This window comes from Streptomyces sp. NBC_01428, from assembly GCF_036231965.1.
Lineage (GTDB): Bacteria > Actinomycetota > Actinomycetes > Streptomycetales > Streptomycetaceae > Streptomyces.
On sequence record NZ_CP109499.1, the window covers coordinates 5,074,423 to 5,093,172 of the forward strand.

The 18,750-nt window shown below is 73.9% G+C and carries 16 protein-coding genes; 5 read left to right on the plus strand and 11 right to left on the minus strand.

The genetic code is table 11. The features are described from left to right. Positions 1-112: 112 nt before the first annotated feature. Together OG406_RS22085 and OG406_RS22090 are read right to left on the minus strand one after the other, a co-directional pair. Positions 113-607, minus strand: a complete 495-nt coding sequence (locus OG406_RS22085) for a DUF4913 domain-containing protein (protein WP_164374243.1) — start codon at positions 605-607, stop codon at positions 113-115. Positions 608-698: 91 nt separating this feature from the next. Beyond that, positions 699-1,745 (minus strand): C40 family peptidase, encoded by a 1,047-nt coding sequence (locus OG406_RS22090; RefSeq protein ID WP_329187349.1) that lies wholly within the window; start codon positions 1,743-1,745, stop codon positions 699-701. Between the two features lie 140 nt (positions 1,746-1,885). Between OG406_RS22090 and OG406_RS22095 the strand changes: the two genes are divergently transcribed. Both OG406_RS22095 and OG406_RS22100 read left to right on the plus strand, forming a co-directional pair. After that, positions 1,886-2,296 carry a hypothetical protein gene (locus OG406_RS22095; protein WP_266614736.1) on the plus strand — a complete coding sequence of 137 codons (411 nt, stop codon included), beginning with the start codon at positions 1,886-1,888 and terminating at the stop codon, positions 2,294-2,296. Next, the gene (locus tag OG406_RS22100; protein WP_329187350.1) at positions 2,293-3,525 is read left to right on the plus strand and encodes a DUF418 domain-containing protein; all 1,233 of its coding nucleotides are present in this window, start codon (positions 2,293-2,295) and stop codon (positions 3,523-3,525) included. Before OG406_RS22095 ends, OG406_RS22100 begins: the two co-directional genes overlap by 4 nt. Here OG406_RS22100 and OG406_RS22105 read toward each other — a convergent pair. The 8 genes from OG406_RS22105 to OG406_RS22140 all read right to left on the minus strand — a co-directional run bounded on the left by OG406_RS22105 (position 3,443) and on the right by OG406_RS22140 (position 12,013). Further along, the gene (locus OG406_RS22105; RefSeq protein WP_443067098.1) at positions 3,443-5,254 is read right to left on the minus strand and encodes a type IV secretory system conjugative DNA transfer family protein; all 1,812 of its coding nucleotides are present in this window, start codon (positions 5,252-5,254) and stop codon (positions 3,443-3,445) included. The two genes, OG406_RS22100 and OG406_RS22105, sit on opposite strands and share 83 nt — an antisense overlap. Beyond that, the gene (locus OG406_RS22110) at positions 5,242-6,732 is read right to left on the minus strand and encodes an ATP/GTP-binding protein (RefSeq protein ID WP_203661194.1); all 1,491 of its coding nucleotides are present in this window, start codon (positions 6,730-6,732) and stop codon (positions 5,242-5,244) included. The genes OG406_RS22105 and OG406_RS22110 overlap by 13 nt, the downstream gene beginning before the upstream one ends. Positions 6,733-7,061: 329 nt before the next feature. Further along, entirely contained in the window at positions 7,062-8,555 is a 1,494-nt protein-coding gene (locus OG406_RS22115; RefSeq protein ID WP_081217976.1) for an SCO6880 family protein, read from the minus strand. A 171-nt stretch (positions 8,556-8,726) separates the two neighbouring features. Next, complete coding sequence (locus OG406_RS22120) at positions 8,727-9,965, minus strand: hypothetical protein (RefSeq protein ID WP_266614731.1); 1,239 nt, start codon at positions 9,963-9,965, stop codon at positions 8,727-8,729. A 1-nt stretch (position 9,966) separates the two neighbouring features. Further along, positions 9,967-10,722 (minus strand): hypothetical protein, encoded by a 756-nt coding sequence (locus tag OG406_RS22125; RefSeq protein WP_266847859.1) that lies wholly within the window; start codon positions 10,720-10,722, stop codon positions 9,967-9,969. 13 nt (positions 10,723-10,735) lie between these two features. Then, a complete protein-coding gene (locus tag OG406_RS22130; RefSeq protein WP_329187355.1) occupies positions 10,736-11,023 on the minus strand; it encodes a hypothetical protein in 288 nt (95 codons plus the stop codon). Positions 11,024-11,099: 76 nt separating this feature from the next. Then, the gene (locus OG406_RS22135; RefSeq protein WP_081217966.1) at positions 11,100-11,381 is read right to left on the minus strand and encodes a hypothetical protein; all 282 of its coding nucleotides are present in this window, start codon (positions 11,379-11,381) and stop codon (positions 11,100-11,102) included. Further along, a complete protein-coding gene (locus tag OG406_RS22140; RefSeq protein ID WP_326842917.1) occupies positions 11,378-12,013 on the minus strand; it encodes a hypothetical protein in 636 nt (211 codons plus the stop codon). Before OG406_RS22140 ends, OG406_RS22135 begins: the two co-directional genes overlap by 4 nt. A gap of 842 nt (positions 12,014-12,855) precedes the next feature. Between OG406_RS22140 and OG406_RS22145 the strand changes: the two genes are divergently transcribed. The 3 genes from OG406_RS22145 to OG406_RS22155 all read left to right on the plus strand — a co-directional run bounded on the left by OG406_RS22145 (position 12,856) and on the right by OG406_RS22155 (position 15,659). Next, positions 12,856-13,674 carry a transglycosylase SLT domain-containing protein gene (locus OG406_RS22145; RefSeq protein WP_081217960.1) on the plus strand — a complete coding sequence of 273 codons (819 nt, stop codon included), beginning with the start codon at positions 12,856-12,858 and terminating at the stop codon, positions 13,672-13,674. 11 nt (positions 13,675-13,685) lie between these two features. Then, positions 13,686-14,798, plus strand: coding sequence for a hypothetical protein (locus tag OG406_RS22150; protein WP_329187357.1), 1,113 nt, complete (start codon positions 13,686-13,688; stop codon positions 14,796-14,798). Between the two features lie 183 nt (positions 14,799-14,981). Beyond that, entirely contained in the window at positions 14,982-15,659 is a 678-nt protein-coding gene (locus OG406_RS22155; protein ID WP_442813816.1) for a sigma-70 family RNA polymerase sigma factor, read from the plus strand. Here the strand turns inward: OG406_RS22155 and OG406_RS22160 are convergent, their stop codons facing one another. Then, positions 15,660-18,563, minus strand: coding sequence for an AfsR/SARP family transcriptional regulator (locus OG406_RS22160; RefSeq protein ID WP_329187359.1), 2,904 nt, complete (start codon positions 18,561-18,563; stop codon positions 15,660-15,662). Positions 18,564-18,750: the final 187 nt, after the last annotated feature.

Consider the following 18,750-nt stretch of genomic DNA (forward strand, 5'->3'; position numbering starts at 1 on the left):
CCGCTCGACAGACACAACGCGGGTGCGGGGGAGCGCGGTTCAGCGCACTCCGCCACAAGTCCGAGGACCCGACCGCGCCTGACGCGGCAGGGGGCGGGGCTCGGGAGGTCCGTCAGACCGGCGGGGGAGGCGGGCCGGGCGGGGGAGGCGCCGACTGCGGCTGCCGGGGCGGCGGGGCGAACGGGTCCATGGCGGCCACCGTGGGTGTCTCCTTCGGGCGGTGCATGCCGGGCTTGCAGCCGGCGAACGGGCCTTGCGGGTTCCGCAGGGTGTCCATGACCGACGACAGGTAGTCGCGGTGCCAACTGGCGGGACCGGTCATCGTGGAACCCGGCCCCGTCAGGTCGCCCCAGGCCAGCCACAGGCCGTGGAGCTGGGCGACCGCCTCAGGGTGCTCCCACCAACGGGGACACCAAGGGGACCCCGAGGTCACCTCCCTGCCGTAGACAGGCAGCAGGACGTGGTGCACCCACAGGGTGAGCTGGCGCAGGGTGCTCGCGTAGGCGGGGCCCTCCATGTAGAGGATGAACAGCGGTGCCGACGCGGGTTTCTCCGCGGCGGCGGGCGCCTCCGGCGCAGTGGGCTCCTCCGTTGGCAAGGTCGACATGGCCCTCCTGGTGACTCTCGGCGGCTCGGATGTGGCCCGGAGTGGTTCGGCACCCGGACGTGGAGCACAACGGGCACCGTCCCCGCCGGGTTCACGCGTCCGGCCGGACCACCCCGAGGATCTCCATCGACGCCGCCGGGGAGACGTACACCCAGCGGCCGGGGCGCGGGGCCTGGATGATCTTGCCGTCGCCTATGTAGAGGGCGACGTGGCTGGCGTCGGCGAAGTAGATGATGAGGTCGCCGGGGCGCATGTCCTCGACGGCGACGTGCTTCAGGCGGCGCCACTGCTCCTCCGAGGTGCGGGGGATGACGTGGCCGGCCGCGAGCCAGGCCTGCGAGGTGAGGCCCGAGCAGTCGAAGGAGTCGGGGCCCTCGGCGCCCCACACGTAGGGCTTGCCGAGCTGGCGGGTGGCGAACGCGATGGCCTTCCGGCCGGCGGGGGTCGCGTCGGTGCCGACCTTGTCGAGGACGCCCGTCCCCACCCACTTCGCCTGGGCTTCGTCCGCGTCCTTCTTGTCCAGCGCGGCGAGCCGCTCGACCTCCTTCTTCTCCAGCGTCGACTCGATCTTCTTCGCGTCGTCGATGTGCTTCTCGACCGACCGTCGCTCGGTGTCCTTGGCGCGGCGGTTCGCCCGCAGGCTCTTCAGGGTGGCGGTGGCCTTGTCGGTCCGGGTTCCCAGGTCCTTGCGGGTGGCGGTCAGCGCGGTCAGCACCCCCTGCGTCGCCTGTTGCGCCTGGCGGGCCAACGACGCGTTGTCCAGGGCGTGTTCGGGGTTCTCCGCGAGGGCGAACTGCATCTCGGCGGGGAGGCTGTCGCCCCGGTACTGGGCGCGGGCCGCCGCGCCCGCCAGCCGGGTGAGCCGGCCCAGCTTCGTCTCGGCCGTCTCGATCTGGCCTCGGAGCGTGTGGACGCGCTTCTCCTGCTCGGTCACCTTCTCGTCGGCGGCGTTGTACTTGTCGGTGGCCACCTCCGCGTCGTGATAGAGCCGTTCGAGTTCGGCGCGCACCTCGGTGAGGGTGCCGGGCACAGGCGCGGGCTCGGCCCGGGCCGACTGCTGGGCCGTCGCCGTCAGCGCGAGGGCCAGAGCCAGGGTCGCGGCCGTCCGGTGGCCGGGTGCGCGCGGGGTCCGTCTCATCTGGGCCGAAGCTCCTTTCGTAGCCGCCGTATGGGAGAGAGCCGGGGGTCGTCCCCACAACGGGGCGACGGCGGGCGGTGGTTCAAAGCGACGGTGTGAACCGGTCGGACACCACCGGACGTTGTGCCTCGAAGGCGGTCGTGGACGAAGGGAGTGGAATGGTCGCGGAGTTGGTGCCGCTGGCGCTGTGCACGGGGTTCGGCCTCGGGTTCCTGACGCTGGCGGCACGGTCGGTGCTGGGAGCCGTACGGCTGTGGCTGCGCGGTCTGCGGGTGATGGGCCAGGTCACGCCCCGCAAGGTCGCCGACCGGAGGCCCGGCGGGCTCGTGGTGTTCTCCGACCACCTGGGACGCGGTCTCGTCTTCGATCCGGGGTGGCGCGGGCCGTTGTGCGGGCTGCCGCCGGTCGGCGGCAGCGTGCCCGTGGTCTACGCGCAGAACCGGCCCGCCGCGGCCCGGCTGTGGACGCTGCGCTACCTGCTGGCGCCATCGTTCGGCTGGTTCCTGTCCTCGACCCTGGCCTTCGGTACCGGGGTCATGGTCTCGTCGTGAGCGGGGACGCGGCCGGGGCGGCCGGTGCCGGCGCGCGGGGCGGCCGGGTCGTCGAGGTCGATGTGCTCCGCGGGTTCGCCCTGTTCGGCATCCTGCTCGTCAACGCCCAGCTGATGGCGGACCCGTACACGGCGTTCGGCGGCGGGCCCGGCGCCTCGGCCCTGGACCGGGCGGCCGCCTGGGGCGTGACCGCGACCACCACCGCCTACCAGCTCTTCTCCTTCCTCCTCGGCTACAGCTTCGTCCTCGACCGCCACGCGGCCGGCCCGTCGGACACCGGCTCCGCACCACGTCATCTGCGGCGCACCGCAGGGCTGTTCGGACTCGGACTCGCACACGCCGTGCTGCTCTACCCCGGCGACATCCTGATGACGTACGCCGCTCTCGGCCTCGTCCTGTACGCGCTGCGCGACCTCACCCCCCGGGCCGCCGTACGGGTCGCGGTCTGTCTGGTGGCGGGCCTGGCCGTGCTGCTCCTCGCCTACGGGCTGCTGACCGTCGCGCTGACCGGACCGGTCACGCCCGCCCAGTACGCGCCGCGGGTCGCGGACACCGTGGCCGCCTACCGCGGCGGGTTCGGGTCGGTGATCGGGGCCCATCTGAGGGAGCTGCCGTCGGCGCTCGGCGCCAACCTGATGTACACCCCCGACATGCTGGCCGCGTTCCTCGCGGGCCTCGCGGCGGCCAAGGCCGGACTCGTGGAGCGACGTGGCCGGGACCGGGCGTGGCTGCGGCGGACCGCCCTGCGGTGGCTGCCCGTCGGCCTGGCGGGCGGCGCGGTCACCGCCGTCTGCGCGGACGGCCCGCTCGACAGCCGCTGGTTCCTGGTCGGGCACGCGGTGTCCCTGCTGACCGCGCCCGCCCTCACGGCGTCGTACGCGTGCGGGGTGCTGCTGCTGGCCGACGCCGTGCGCCCGGCGGCGGACGTGCTCGCCGCCGCCGGGCGCATGGCGCTCAGCCACTACCTCACCCAGTCGCTCGTCCTCGCCTGCGTGTTCACCGGCTACGGCTTCGGGCTGTACGACCGCGTCGGCACCGCCGCCGTCCTCGCGGGCTGCGTGCTGCTCTACGGCCTCCAGCTCGCCTACGGGTACCGGCTGATGGGCCGGTACCGGTACGGGCCCGCCGAGCTGGTGCTCAGGACGGTCACGCTGGCGCGGCGTCCCGGCCGGGCTCCGGCTTGTGCAGGGTCACGCCGGGCAGCAGACGGCTCGCCGCGCGTTCGGTGATCGCCGCCGTCTCCGCCTTCGCCGCGGCGGAGATGGCACCGGCGCCGGGCTCCTTGTACCAGGGGCGGAGCCGGATCAGCGCCGGCCTGACCCCGGTGGCGAGGAGCAGTGCCGTGCCCTTCGGCAGGGCGCGGATCCGGTCCGGCGGCAGGACGGCCTCCTGGCGGTAGGAGTACGACCGTGACGTGCCGTCCTTGCTCCGCGAGATGCTCGGCGTCTTCACGTCGTGCTGGCCGACCAGGGTGGAGATCTTCTGGACGAAGTCGGCGTCGTCGAGGCCGGCGCCGAGCAGTTTGATGGTCGCCGCGCTCCACAGGGCGTCCATGCCGACCTCGCCCCACACGCGGGCGCCCTGCCGGTAACTCTGGAGCAGCGTAACGACGTTGATGCCCCGGGAGCCGAAGTGCGAGTACAGGTCGGGCAGATCGGAGATGCGGCACACGTTCGCCGCCTCGTCGAGGACGGCGGTCAGCGGCGGGTCGAGGCGGCCCCCCATGCGCTCGGCGGCCACGACGCCCGCCCGCATCGTCGCGTCCGCGAGCCCCGCGATGACGCCGGCGGCCGAACCGCCGCCGTCCTTCGACAGCAGGTAGAGCGTGTCGTGGCCGAGGACGTGCCGGTCGGGCCGGAACTCCGGGAGGTCGGGGTCCGGGGTGACCCAGGCGAGGATCTCCGGGTCGAGGAGGCAGGACACGGTCTGCCGCGCCGTCTCGTAGATGCCGTCCCGGGTCTCCACCGCGCCCCGCACCGTTCCCTGCAACTGCTCGGCCATCGCGACGAGTCCGACCTCGCGCAGCAGGTCGATCGGGGTGCGGTCGGCGGGGTCGGCGAGCCAGGCGAGGAGCTCGGTCAGCGGGGCCCGGCCGCGCGCGGCGGCGAGGAACAGCGCGGTCAGGGTGTTCTGGGCGGCCGAGATCCAGAAGTCCTTCTTCGCCGTGTCGTCGTTGACGGAGGCGACGAAGTGCCCGGCCATCCGGCGGGCGCCCTCGATGGTGTGGCACTCGCCGAGGATGTTCCACCACAGGGCGCGCGGGGTGTGCGCGATGCCCTGCGGGTCGAACGTCCAGACCGTCCCCGCCTTCGCGCGCTCGGCGCGGGTCACGGCGTACACGTCGGCCTTGTTGGAGGTGAGCAGCACCGCGCCCTGGGCGCGCAGCACCCGGGGCACCGCGATCCCGGTGGACTTGCCGGCGCGGGGCGCCATGAGGTCGAGCTCGACGTCCTCGTAACTGCTGCGCAGCTCGGGGCCCTTGGGTTCCAGGTCGCCGAGGAGGTTGCCCGTCTCGTCCGGGTGCACCTGGTCGCGGCCCTTGAGCCCGGGGCGCAGCTCGCGGGCGCGGGACTCGATGCCCTTGGGGCACATGGCGGCGAGTTCACGCCGTCCGGCCAGGCCCTTGGGCCGTGCCGACCGGTCCATGAGGAGGCGGACGACCAGGGCGAGGGGGACCGCGATGAGGACCAGCAGGCCCAGCATGCCCGCGTAGACGGCGGCGGGCGGCGCGGCCGGCCACAGGGCGCCGGGTCCGTCGGAGACCAGGTGGGAGATGGTGGACAGCGCGAACGGCGGGGCGTCCCAGCCGTTGCCGGACAGGCCGGCGCCGAGGGTGCCGCCGGACCAGGCGACGGTGAACATCACCATGCCGGTGCCGGCGACCGCGACGATCGCCCACGGAAGCAGGTCGTGCAGGTCGCCGCCGCCTCCGCCGCGGGGAGCGCTCACGCGGTCCACCTCCCCGCCGCCTCGGTGCCGGGCCCGCCGGGCAGCACACCCTCCTGGGCGGCCCGGGCGACCTGCTGCGCGGCGCGTGCCGCCGCCTGCTCGACGGCGTCCTCGTTGGGCGTCCAGCGGGTGTTGGTGTTGTGCAGGTGGCGCTCCGCGTCGGTGATGGCGACCTTGATGGGGATGCCGGGCCGTCCGCCGACCTTGATGAGGAAGCGGCCGCGGCCGGGCGGCTCCTCGTTGTCGCCGTTCACGCCCCAGCCGGGCGGCGACGACCAGGACGACACGAGTTCGATCTCGCGCCGGGACAGACCGACGACCTTGCCCAGGTCCTCCATCTCGGTCCGCGGGAGCCCCGCGCACACAACCATCCCGGCGCGTTCGACGAAGCCGCGCGCCTTGGCGCGGTCCGCGTCGGTGCCGAGGGCCTCGGCGTCCTTGAGGGTGTGGGTGATCTTCGCGTCGCCGAGGCCGAGCGAGCGGTTGAGGCGGGTCAGCGCGTCGATGCGGTCGACGATGCCGGAGGCCGCGCGCAGCGGGCGCCACAGTTCGTCGAGGACGGTGAAGAACCAGCGCCTGGGCGCCAGTCCGGCGTCCGCGAGGGCGTGCGAGGCGGCGACCGTGCCGAGCCCGTCGGACCAGGCGGCGAGCATCGCGGCGGCGGTCAGCTGGGTGTCGGCCTCGCCGATGCCGGAGATGTCGATGCACACGGCGGGCGCGTTCGGGTCGATCCGGGTGGACGTCTCGGAGGCGAAGGTGTCGCCGAGCGGGCCGTCGAGGATGCCGAGCAGCGAGCGGTGCAACGGGTCGACGGCGTCCCGGTAGCGGGCGTCGTCGCCCCGGTCGAGCGTGACGGCACGGACCCGGGGCGGACCCTCGGTGAGGACCCGCAGCACGTCGGGCAGCAGCACCGTACGGCCTTGCGGGGTGCGTTCGCGCAGGTGGTGCAGGACGGCGGAGAGCACGGACTGCTCGTGGTCGTCCATCGGCCGGCCGCGGACGATGGTGACGAGCGCGGCGACCATGTTCAGGACACGGCCGTGAGCCTCGGCCTTCAGCACCTCGCCGGCCTCGCCGCCGATCTTCGCGGCGGCCGCGCCCATCGCCCCCGGGTCCAGGACGTTGATGCCGCCCCGGCCGCGTCCGATGGAGATGACCTGGCCGCCGAGGGCGCGCACGGTGTCGGCGTAGTCCGGCTTCAGGTCGCCGAGGACCAGCGGGACGACACCGGTGGCGGCGAGCCCGATCAGCATCCGGTTGACCAGCGTGGACTTGCCCAGACCCGGCATGCCGAGCATGAACAGGGAGGGGTTGGAGATGTAGCGGGCCCGGGTGAACCAGTTCAGCGGGTCGCCGCACACGGTGGCGCCGGTGAACAGGTGCTGCCCGAGCGGCACTCCGGTCATCGGTGAGCCGGAACCGGCGGCGAAGGGCCACATGCCGCAGGCCTGCACGGTGGTCGCGCGCCACATGGTGGGCGGGTCCATGTAGCCGACCCGGCCGCCGCCCACGCCGTACCAGCCGCGGTGCGGGACGAACAGCTCCTTGGTCCTCCCGGGAGCCTTCTCCTTCCCGGACTTCGCGGCCTTGCCGGACTTCCCCGCTCCGGCCGCCCTGCCGTTCCTGTCGGACGGGGCCGGAGCGCCGGTGGGGACGGCGTCGGGGGCGAGGTGCGCCCCGACGTCCTCGACCGCCTTGGCCTTCCTCTTCCGTCCGGGCTTCTCCACGCCGGACCCGCCCGGGGCCGCGGCTCTGAACGCCTGCTCCTCGGCGAGCCGGTCGGCCCGCTCGGCCAGCTTCTCCTCGCGGCGGCGGCTCACAGCGCCTCCTGCAGCTCGTGCGGGATGAGGGTCTGCTCCCAGGGGAGGATGCCGGCGGGCAGGGTGCAGCTGAACGCCGCCGCCTGCATCCGGTCCGCGGGCCGCATCAGCACGCGGGACGCCGCGGTCAGGTTGCGTACGGTCACGCTCGCGTCCGCCAGCTCCTCCATGGTGTCCACGGTGACCGTCAGCATCAGCGAGAACTCCACGAGCCCGGCGCCCGACGCCTCCTCGGCCGCGGTCTGCTCCGCCGCCCGCACCTCGGAGGCCGCGCGGGCCTGGACCATGCCCTTGCCGGACGTCGCCATGAACTGGGCGCTGCGGCGGTCCGCCTCCACGATGCGGGCCGAGGTGGCCGGGTCGATGGGGCGGTAGACCAGGGCGACCCGCTTGCGCCGGGTGCCGGGGGCGGCCTCCAGCATGCCGCGCAGCACCGAGGAGCGGATCGTGCCGCGCGGCGCGAGGGTCAGCAGCCAGGTCCGTGAGACGCCGGAGTCGTGCTGGTAGCTGTTCACGGTCTCGACGGCGGCGGCGGGACCCGCGTCGTCCCACTCCAGGCCCGTTCCGCCCTGCTGGGCACGGGCGTTGAGGACGTCGGCGGCGACCGCCGGGTCGTAGGCGACCCGGACGACCTCGGCGATCCGTTCCGCGGACAGCGGGTACGCGGCACCGCCGCCGGCCGCGACGAGTCCGCTGAGCAGACCCGGGATGCGGATGGCGAGGTCGGTGATCACGTCGTCCTTCTTGCGCCGCTGGCCCGGCGGGACGCCGTAGGTCAGGGTGATGTACGTGTGCATCTCCGAGGACGCGCTCGGGTACCGCTCCACGACCTCCTCCATCACGGCACGGGCGGCCGGCGGGGCGTCGGGGTGGATGCGCGGGAGTACCTCGTGGGCGAGGCGGGTGCCCGGGTCGGGGGCGGTCTCCACGATCACGGAGGCGCCGCGCAGGCCGGGTTCGTGGGACAGCCGGGCCAGCCACTCGCCCCACAGCGCGACCCAGACGTCGACCTGGTCCGGGTCGATGAGCGAACCGCCGTCCGGGTCGCAGCCGAGGACGATCGTGTACAGGTTGCGGACCGGGTGGTGCAGGACGCCGAAAGGGCGGTCGTAGGCGTCCCGGCCCTCGGTCGCGGTGACCTTGTTGAGCAGGCCCGGCGGACGGAACCGGCCGCCGGGACGGGCGGACAGCGGACCGGAGACGTACAGGTGCGCGCCCTTCGCCTTGCGGCGCCACCAGCCGACGCGCAGCGTGATCAGCTGGTACACATTGCGGCCGTCCTGGGTGCGGATGGACAGCGGCACCAGGAAGACGACGATCGGGACGAGCACGACCAGCGCCGCGTACAGCGAGATCAGCGACGCGAGCAGGGTGACGATGAGACCGCCGAACACCCCGAAGGTGCCGACGAGTCCGAGCGGTCCGAGCCCCGGTCGCCGTGGCCTGCGCCAGTTTCCGTAGGTCGGATGGGTGGCGGCTTCCGTGGACATGAGTCCGGTTCCCTTCGTGAAGTCATGGGGAGTACGGCAGGCGGTGGGGCGGGTGGTGAGGAGGAGACCGCCGGACTCCCAGGGGGGAAGGGAGCCCGGCGGCCGGTCGTGGGGGAGACGCGGGGCGGACGCGTCAGAGGCGTGGTCCGGCCGCCGTCGGCTCCCCGCGCGTCACTTGTTGTTGCCCAGCTCGCCGTCGGCGCCCTCCACGGCGCCGGAGACCGTCGAGCTGGCCACCTGGGCCGCGGCCACCGCCGCGAGCACCGCGACCCCCGCGGGTCCTGCCGCCGCCGCGGCACCGCTGCCCGCGGCTCCGGCACCCGAGGCACCGCCGGCCCGGCCCGCGGCAGCCGCGCCGTTCGCGCCGCCCGATCCGGTCGCGCCGGCCTCGCCGCCCGCGCCGGAGGAACCGCCCGAGCCGGACGAACCGCCGGACCCGTTCGCGCCGCCCGTGCCGGACGCACCGCTCGGGCCCACCTGCGCGCCGCCGCCGGAGCTGCCGCCCCGGCCGCCGAGCTGCACCGCGCCACTGGCCAGGTTGGAACCCGCCTGCCCCATGCTGGACATCGGGTTGCCGGTGCCCATGGCGGCGGTGGCGGGCACGATCAGCTTCAGCAGGGCGGGCAGCGCGATGGCCGAGAGCAGCATCACGCCGATACCGGCGATACGGGTGTTGATGGTGGCCGCGTCGCCCGAGCCGCTGTTCTGGCCCGAATTGATCATCGCCATGCCCGCGTTGAGGACGAGGGCGACCGCCGGTTTGTAGAGCAGCCAGGCGATCATCCAGCCGACGTGCTTGCGCCACCAGCCGGCGCCCCAGTCCGTCATCGAGGCCGCGGCGGCCAGCGGAAGGGTGCCCAGCAGCAGCATCATGACGCCGAGCCGGATGTACATCAGGATCGTGTGGATGATCCCGGAGATCAGCAGCAGGAAGGCGAGGACCAGCAGCAGGAACGACTGGATGCCACTGCCGTCCGAACAGGCCCCCACGTTGTTCAGCGAATCGCGTACGGCGTTGTTGAACAGGTAGTTGGAGTAGCTGTCGCCCACGGACGCGGCGGCCACGACGACGGTGGTGGCGGCGCCCGAGACGAGCACCACCCGCATGATGCCCTTGAGCGCCGTGCGGCCCGCGTCCCCCTTGCGTTCGATGGCCATGCGGCAGGCGGCGAAGAGCAGCGAGCCGACGGCCAGGTAGACGACGATCCACTGCGTGTCGGCGCTGATGCCCTTCGACGTGTCGGTCTGTTCCAGCGTCGGGACGTTGGTGGTCAGCGCCGCGAACACGGCGACCGCGCCCGCGAGAATGGTCTTCGCGATCAGGTCGACGATGGTGCCGATGGGGTCGCCGAGAAAGCTGAAGAAACCCTTCACCAGGTCGATGACCGGATTTCCGGACGTGCAGTTCACGTCAGACCCCCCAGAGGGTGAAGCCGTTGGTGGTCTGGACCGAGGACACCGGGGAGTGCAGGGACCCGTTGTCGTCGGGCCGCACCTTCCAGTCGCCGCCGCTCCAGCGCAGGGAGATGGTGGTCGCCGCGTATCCCTGGGCGCTCTTCAGGAGCAGCCGCACGGTCGCCGCCGACTCCGTGTAGGCGGTCACCGAGAAGCCGACGTACGAGGCGACGGCCGTGCCGTCGCTCTGCCCGTCCGTGTTCGCGACGGTGGCCCGCTGGAACTCGAACATCTCGCGTCCCTGCCCGGCCACCACCTGCTGCTCGGTGACGGTGCGCCAGTGCGATCCGCTCATCTGCGACGGGATGATGTGCGCGGCCAGCGCGGCCCCGGCGGGCGTGTGCGCGTAGCACCACCACAGCGGCCCCTGGATCAGGGTGGGGCCCGCCGAGGCGGAGATCGGCACCCGCGCGACACCGAGGGTGCGCCAGGTCACGTCCTTGGGCGCGGCCTTGGGCAGGGCGGAACCGGCGCTGTCGTCGGTGCTGCAGCCCTTGGGCCGGCCGTCCTTCGCGGCGGAGACCTGGGACAGGGGCCCTTCGGAGGCCGCGGTGTTCGTACCGTCCGCGCTCGCGCCCGGGCCGGACAACAGGCTGACGATCCCGCCCACCACGACCACGATGCCGATGAACCCCGCTGACAGCTGCCAGCTGCGCTGCTTGTAGTACGGCCCGGTCTCCGCGAGCCGGCGCTCCCTGCGTGTGAACTTCACGACCGGCGCCCGCTTACGCGAAGACGAAGCTGATCAGCGGGCCCGCGGTGGCGACGAGGACACAGCCGCCGAGGACCATGCCGAGCCGGCTCATGTGCTCCGAGCTCTCGCCGCGCTTCACCGAGACGGCCATCATCGCGCCGGTGATGAGCACGCCGGCGACACCGGCGGCGGTGCCGGCCCAGGCGGCTATGCCGAGGACCTTGTCGACCTTGGTGGTCAGCGCAGGGGGGGCGTTGCGGGCCGGGTTGGGGACAGCGGCGGCGAGGATGTTGGAGGCTTCGTAGAGCAGAGAGGACATGGGGATCTCCGAGGAATCGGCGCCCGGCACGAGCGGTGGGCGACTGGGTGACTGGTGTTGCGCGAGGGTGGTGCGGTCAGGGACCGAGGAGCTGGAGGCTGCCGAGGGCCGCGACGAGCGGCCCGGCGCAGGTCGCGACCAGGCAGCTGAGGGTGACGAAGAAGACACCGCGGAAGTGCTCGCCGCCCTCGCCGGGGTCGCCGCGGCGCAGCTGGAGCGCCATCTGGATGCCGACGATGATCAGTCCGCCGACCCCGCACGCCGAGGCGCACCAGGCGAGCAGGCCGAGGATCGTGTCGGCACCCACGGGCGGGGTGTACGCGGCGAGGAACCGCGCGTCGAGGAGGGGTGGGGTCATGACACGGCTCCCTCGCCGTAGAGCTCGCCGCCCACCAGCTTGGAGAGCGTGGCGAGTTGCCTGGGGACGGACCTCGGCCGGCCGCCGGTGCGCCAGGCCGGGATCCACGGCACGCGGTGCACGCGGGCGACCGAGCGGAGCACGCGGATACGGCGGAGCAGACTGAGCGGCAGCCGTCCGGGGGCGTCGGCGACGAGGACGACGCCGAGCAGTTCGAGACCCTGCGGGGCGTTGCCGTCCTTCAGCGCGCCGAGTGCCTGGGAGACGGACTGGAGTCCGCGCGCGCTGGTGCGGCCCACGAGCACGACCCGGCGCGGTTCGCCGCGGGCCGGGTCGGGCCAGCGGGCTCCCACGTCGACGCCGCCGAAGGCCTCGACCATCGAGGTCGCGCCGGATCCGCCGTGGGCCTTCACCCAGCCGACGTCGTCGCGCGACTTCCCGCGGACGGGCCGGGGCTTCTTGGGCCGGCCCCAGCCGGGCTCGGCGTCGGCGGCCGGAGCAGGCCGCCGCCCGCCGGCCGCCCGCGCCGGGGCGGCCGCGGCCTTGGGGCGCGCGGCGGCCTTCCGGGGTGCGGGGGCGACGGGGGCGGTCGGCTGCGGGGCCACGGGGGCGGCGGGCCGAGCCTGCGCCACCGCCTGTGGCGCAGGCGCCGGTTGCGGGGCGGGGGCGACGTACTGGGCGCCTGCCTGCTGGTACGCGGCCTGAGGCGCGGCCTGTTGAGGATGCGCCGGCTGAACAGGGGCCGATGCGACCGGGGTTGCCGGCGCCTGCGGGACACCGGGCTGGACCGGAGCCGCCGGGGCGGGGGCCGCCTGCACAGGGGCTGCCTGCACGGGGGCCGCCTGCACGGGAGCCGCCTGCACGGGAGCCTGCTGTGCCTGCGGTGCCACGTAGTGAACGGGGGGCGCCTGAACGGGCTGCGCGTGACCGGGCGCCGCCTGAACGGGGGGCGCCTGGACCGGAGTCACCTGCGCCGGGGAAGCCTGTACCGGAGCCGCCTGGGCCTGCGGGGCGGCGGGCCCGACGGGGGCCTGCGCGGCGGGAACCTGAGGTGCCCCGTGCGGACCGGCCGGAGCCGCCTGCTGCCCGGCGCCGGGTATCTGCTGCGGGGCCGGGGATGCCGGGTGTGCCGGGGCGGCCGGGTTTCCGGCCGGTGCCGGCGGGGCAGCCGGGGATCCGGCGGGCTCCGCGGCGGTCCCGTCGGCCTCGGGAGCGGGCCGCGCTTCCGGAGGCGTCGGCTGTGGGTTCTTCGGTCCCCGTACCCATGACCCCGGGCCCGACGGCAGTGCCGAAGGAGTGCCCATGTGTGCCCCGCCCCCCTCTTCGCTCGTGAATCCGCTGCTCTGGCTCATCTGGTTTCCACTGGTTTGAACTTATTTGCTCCGGGCGCCGTTTGGATCTGTCGAGCCCGTCGGACAGCACAACGGGTCATGTGGCCACAGCGGTTCAAGGTGTGGGGAAGAAGGCGGGCGCCATGAGTGGAGAAGGCGGAGAAGGCGGTGCGTCGACCGCCGTCCGGAACGGCATCATCGCGGGCACCGGTTGCGGCTGCCTGCTGTCGCCGCTCGCCCTGGCCGGCACGCTGGTCGTCGTCGTGATCCTGGGCGGGTTCGGCGTCCTGCTCGCCCCGCTCATCGCGCTCTACCTGCTGTTCCACGGCGGCGGCGGCGATCCCCCCAGCGAGGACACCGCGGACCAGACCCTGAGCATCTTCCAGGGCGACGGCAAGGGGCAGTTGGACACCTCGACGGTGCCCGAGGACCTGGTGGACCCGATCCAGAACGCCGGTGAACTGTGCGGCGCGATCGGCCCGATCGTCATCGCCTCGCAGATCGAGAAGGAGTCCGGCTTCAACAAGACCCTCGTCGGCCCGAACGGCGAGGAGGGCATCTCCCAGCTGCCGCCCGAGATCTTCAAGCAGTACGGCAAGGACGACGACGACAACGGCAAGACCTCCGCCCTGGACGCGGAGGACTCGATCATGGCGCAGGGCCGCTACCTGTGCGAGCTGGCCAAACAGGGCCAGCAGTTGATCGACGACGGCGTGATCCAGGAGACCGGCGAGGACGGGACGAGCAACACCTCGCTCGACCTCGCGCTGGCCGCGTACGACGTCGGGATGGACGCGGTCAAGGCGGCGAAGGGCGTTCCGCAGACCAACGAGGCCCAGGGCTATGTCCTCGCGATCCGCGCCCAGTTCGCGAAGTACCAGGGCATCGGCGCACCGCCCTCGGGCGCCACCCCCGGCGTCACCCCCGACCCGGACGCCACCACGACCGGCCCCGCCGCATGAGGAGGACAGCGATGGCCCACTTCGACGTGTACATCTCCGGTGAGGGGATCGCCGAGATCGACGGACACACCCTGGTCCCCGCGCCGGGCCAGTCCGTGCACGAGGCGGTGCTCGACCGGCTGCAGGCCCACGCGGAGGAGCGCGGCGGCGCCGTCGAGGCGACGGTGTTCGACGGCCCGGACGCGGCCCGGTTCGTCCTCCGGGTCCTCCCGGACGGCTCCAGCCTCGTCCTCGACCCGGACGAGGCCCCCGCACCGGCCCCGGCCACCGACCTCGGCCCCTCCCCGCACGACCCCCCGGCCGCAACGGCGGTTCCGGCCCCGGCACCCGCCCAGGCCGAGCCGGCGCCCGTGGCACAGGCCCCGGCACCTGCACCGGCGCCGGCGGAGTCCGCCCCCGCGATTCCGGCCCCGGCGCCCGCACCGGCCGCGTTCGCACCCCCGGCGCCCGTCCCGGCACCCGCGCCGGTTGTCGCCCCCGTCGACCTGGTGGCGCCCGCGCCCCTTCCGGTCGCCGTCCCCGAGCGGGCATCCGCTCCCGCGGCCGTCGTCGTGCCGCCGTCCGCCGCGGCCACCGCCTCCGCCGTCGCGACCGCGGTGGCCCGGGCGCGGGCCACCGCCGCCGCGCGGGCGGAGGTGCCGGACCCGGCGGCCGTGACCGCGCGCGCCGTACGCACCGACTTCCCGGACTGGCTCACCGAGCGGATCGGCCGGATCAACGGGCTCGCCGCCGCGGGCATGCTCGACGAGGCCTTCGACGACGCGACCGAGCTGCGCGAGGGCCTCACCGAGTCGCTGGGCGCCGAGCATCCGCACGCCGTGGAGGCACGGGCCGTCGAGGCCTACCTTGCCCACCTGCGCGGCGACCACCGGGAGGCCATCGTGCTGGCCCTCGCGGTGGCCCGGATCCGGTGCCGCGCCCGGGACGGCCGGGCCCCGGCGGAGGTGGCGCGGGCGGCGGCCGCCTGGCAGCAGCTCGACGACGACCGGGCGGTGGTCGCGCACGGCCGTGAACTGCTGCACATGTGGGCCACGTTGGAGCGCAACGGCCTGCTGCCCCCGGGATACGCGGCGCTCGTCGGCCAGGTCCGCAAGCAGGTGGAGGCACTGGCGGCCTACGTCTGAGTCACGGAGCGCAAACCTCATCCGTACCTCTGGTCACACCCGTCCCGACCAGCTCGTCCATCGATCCGTACAACCGACGTCAAACGAACGTGGAACACCCCTCGGAACACTCCGTTCCCCGGAAGGACCCGGCTCCTCGTACCCCCCACGGGGCCGGCCATTCCCAAGGAACAGGAGCACACCATGAACGTGACGGTCATCGGATCGGCGAGCGCGGTCTCCGCCGAGGAACGGGCGCTGCGCGACCTGTATCTGGAACACGGTCCGGCGCTCTACACGTACGTGCTGCGCATGCTCGGCGGTGACACGCACCGTACCGAGGACGTCATCCAGGAGACGCTGCTGCGCTGCTGGAACAAGCGGAACCTGGTCGACGACGAGGGGATGGCGGTGCGCCCCTGGATGTTCCGGGTGGCGCGCAACCTCGTCATCGACGGGCACCGGACGCGGATGGCGCGGCCGTTGGAGATCGGCGGTGCCACCTGGCTGAGCGAACTGGGCGCCGAGGTCGACGACATCGAGCAGATGCTGTCGTCGATCGTGGTGCAGGAGGCGCTGGAGACGCTCACGCCCGCCCACCGTGACGTCATCCGGGCGACGTTCTTCGCGGACCGCACCACCCAGGAGGCCGCGGACGCCCTCGGCATCCCCCAGGGCACGGTCAAGTCCCGGGTGTACTACGCCCTGCGCAGTCTGCGGCTGGCCCTGCGCGACCACGGCGTCGTCGTCGAGGACACGGACCGGGAGCCGGCGCGGACGGAGCGGCGGAGCACCCGGCAGGCACAGGACCCGGGGGCCGAGGACCGGCAGGCACAGGACCGGCAGGCACCGTCCGGACGACCGGAGCGCGCCGCCGCCTGATCACGCACCTCCGCTCCCGCTCGTGCCCCCGTCATCGCGGCCCGAGTCGTCCAGACCGCGCAGGGTCTCCCGCAGGTCCGGTGCCTCCGGGTGGCCGGTCTCCTCCAGGAGGGCGAGCGCCCTCCGGAACGCGGCGACCGCCGTGTCCCGGTCGCCCGCGGCGAGGTGCGCGTCCCCCGCGTGCCGCAGGGTGTCGGCCTCCAGGTAGTGGTCGCCGATCTCCCGGTAGAGCGTCACCGCCCGCTCGAAGCGTTCGACCGCCGCGCCGTACTGGCCCAGCTGGTGAAGCGCGTATCCGACACTGTCCTGCGCGGCGGCCTCCCCGACCGGGTCGCCGATCTCCTGATGCAGGGCGACGGCCTTCTCGCAGTGCTCCAGCGCCTTGTCGTGCTCGCCGAGCAGGATGTACGTCCAGCCGACCTCGTTCAGGACGATCGCCTCACTGCTCGTGCTGCCCTTCCTCCGGTACAGCTCGCGGGCGTGCGCGTAGTGGTCGAGCGAGACGGCGAACCTGCCCTCGCCGTTGGCCTGGTAGGCGAGGCAGCGCCGGGTGCGGGCCTCGCCGAACGCGTCGCCCTCCGCCCGGAACAGCTCCAGCGCGCGGCCGAGGTCGCGGCGGGCCTCCGCGGAGTGCGCGAACCGTGTGTGGAAGAAGCCCAGTCCTCGCAACGCGTGCGCCTCGCCGGTCCGGTCGCCGACGGCACGGGCGGCGCGCAGCGCGGCACTGTTGATCTCCATCAGGTCGTGCCAGAAGCCGAGCCGGTCGAAGTAGAGGTCGAGGCCCACCGCGGTGCGCCAGGCGTGGTCCTCGTGGCCGTGCGCGGCGGCCTGCTCGACGACCGCGCGCAGCACGTGCCGCTCGGCGCGCAGCCAGTTCATGGCCTGCTTGCGGCCGGTGAACCGCAGGGGCCCGCTGTCCGTTGTGCTGGACGGCAGGGGGAGGGTCTCGCGCAGCGGACCGATGGTCGCGGAGGCGTTGTGGGTGGTGTGCAGATAGTGGTCGTGCAGGCGCAGCAGCGCCGCCGCGCGCCGCTCCGCGCCGTCCTCGGCGTCGGCCAGTTCCCCCGCGTAGGCGCGCAGCAGGTCGTGGAAGGCGTAGCGGCCGGGCGCGTGCTCTCCGAGCAGGCTGGCCCCGGTGAGTTCGCCCAGCCGGGCGCGGACCGTGCGGGCCGGCTCGGCGGCCAGGGCCGCGGCCGCGGCGGTGCCGATGTCGGGCCCCGGGTGCAGGGAGAGCCGGCGGAAGAGCGCCGCCGCCGGCTGCGACAGCGCGTGGTACGACCAGGAGAAGACGGCGCGTACGTCCGTGCGGGCGTCGCCGCCGGTGAAGGCGTCCAGGCTGCCGTGGTTCTCGCGGAGTTCCCCGGCGATGTCCGCGAGCCGGAACCCGGGGTGGTGGGCGGCCCGCGCGGCCACGATGGCGAGGGCGAGCGGCAGCCGGGCGCACAGCTCGACGATGGCGTCGGCGGCCTGCGGTTCCGCCTCCACCCGCGAGGGGCCGAGGCGGCGGGCCAGCATGGCGCGTGCCTCGTCGCCGGTGAGCGGACCGAGGGTCAGCGGGTGGGCGCCGTGTCCCGCCACCAGGCCGGTCAGCCGACTGCGGCTGGTGACGATGACCAGGCAGCCCGGTGTGCCGGGCAGCAGCGGCCGTATCTGCTCGGTGTCGCGGGCGTTGTCGAGCACGATCAGCACGCGGCGGCGGGCGAGGACGCTGCGGTAGAGGGCGGCCTGCGCGTCGAGTCCTTCGGGGACGGCCTGCGGGGCCACGCCGAGCGCCACGAGGAAGGTCTCCAGCGCCTCGGAGGGGTGCATCACGGAGCCGCCCTGGGTGTATCCGCGCAGGTTGACGTAGAGGCTGCCGTCGGGGAAGCGGTGGGCGGCCCGGTGCGCCCAGTGCACGGCCAGCGTGGTCTTGCCGGCCCCCGCCATGCCGTTGATGAGGCCGATCACGGCCTTGTCGGGGTGGTCGTCGGCGGGCAGCAGCGCCTCCACGAGCCCGAGTTCGGCCTCCCGTCCGGTGAACAGGGCGAGATCGGCCGGGAGTTGGGACGGATGGACGTCTCCCCTGGCTCGTACGGGCTCGGCCCCTTCGCGGTCGTCCGCGGGTCCCGTGTCCGCGCGTGCCTCGTCGGCGGAGGTCGCCGAGGTCGCCGAGGTCGCGGTGACGGAGGTGGCGGGGGCCGGGACCGGCACGGGCGGCGGCGACAGGTCCGGCTCGCCGGTCAGCAGCCGTGCGTGGGCGGCGCGCAGGGACGGGCCGGGTTCGATGCCGAGTTCGTCCACGAGGGTGCGGCGGGTGCGTGCGTAGACCTCCAGGGCCTCGGCCCGCCGACCGCACCGGTACAGGGCGACCAGCAGCAGTTCGCACACCGCCTCGCGCAGCGGCTGCGCGTCGCGCAGCGCCTTCAGCTCCGGCAACACCGCCTCGTGGCGGCCGAGTTCGAGTTCCACGCGCAGCCGGTACTCCTGGGCGCCCAGCCGCCGTTCGGCCAGCCGTGTCCGTTCGGCACGGGCGAAGGGGCCGGGGACACCGCCCAGCGCCGGGCCCTGCCACGCGGCGAGCGCGCCGCCGAGCAGCCGGGCCGCCGCACGGCTGTCGCCCGCGGCACGGCGCCGTTCGGCCTGCGCGAGGCTCTCCTCGAACACGCCGAGGTCGCTGGTGATCTCCTCGGTGCGCAGGGCGTATCCGTCGCCGACGGACACCAGGAGCCGGGGTGGAGCGCCCGCGGGCCGGGCGGGCTCCAGCACCTTGCGCAGCCGGGACGCGTAGGTGCGCAGCATGGGGACGGCGCCCGACGGCGGGGTGTGACCCCAGACGCCGTCGACGAGTTCACCGACGCCGGCCGCGCGTCCGCCGCGCAGCAGCAGCACCGCCAGCACCGCCCGCTGCTGCGGCGGACCGAGCACCAGCTCCGTCCCGCCCCGCCAGGCCCGCAGCGGGCCCAGTAAGGAAAAACGCAGAACTTCCGCACCACCAGTAACGCTCACACCACCGGAGAGTAGCGAGCCGCTGTTACGAACACTCTTACGAGCATGAGATTCGTTTGTTCGAGGCATGTACGGGGCGCGACGCCGGGGCCGTGGGATCCGGAGC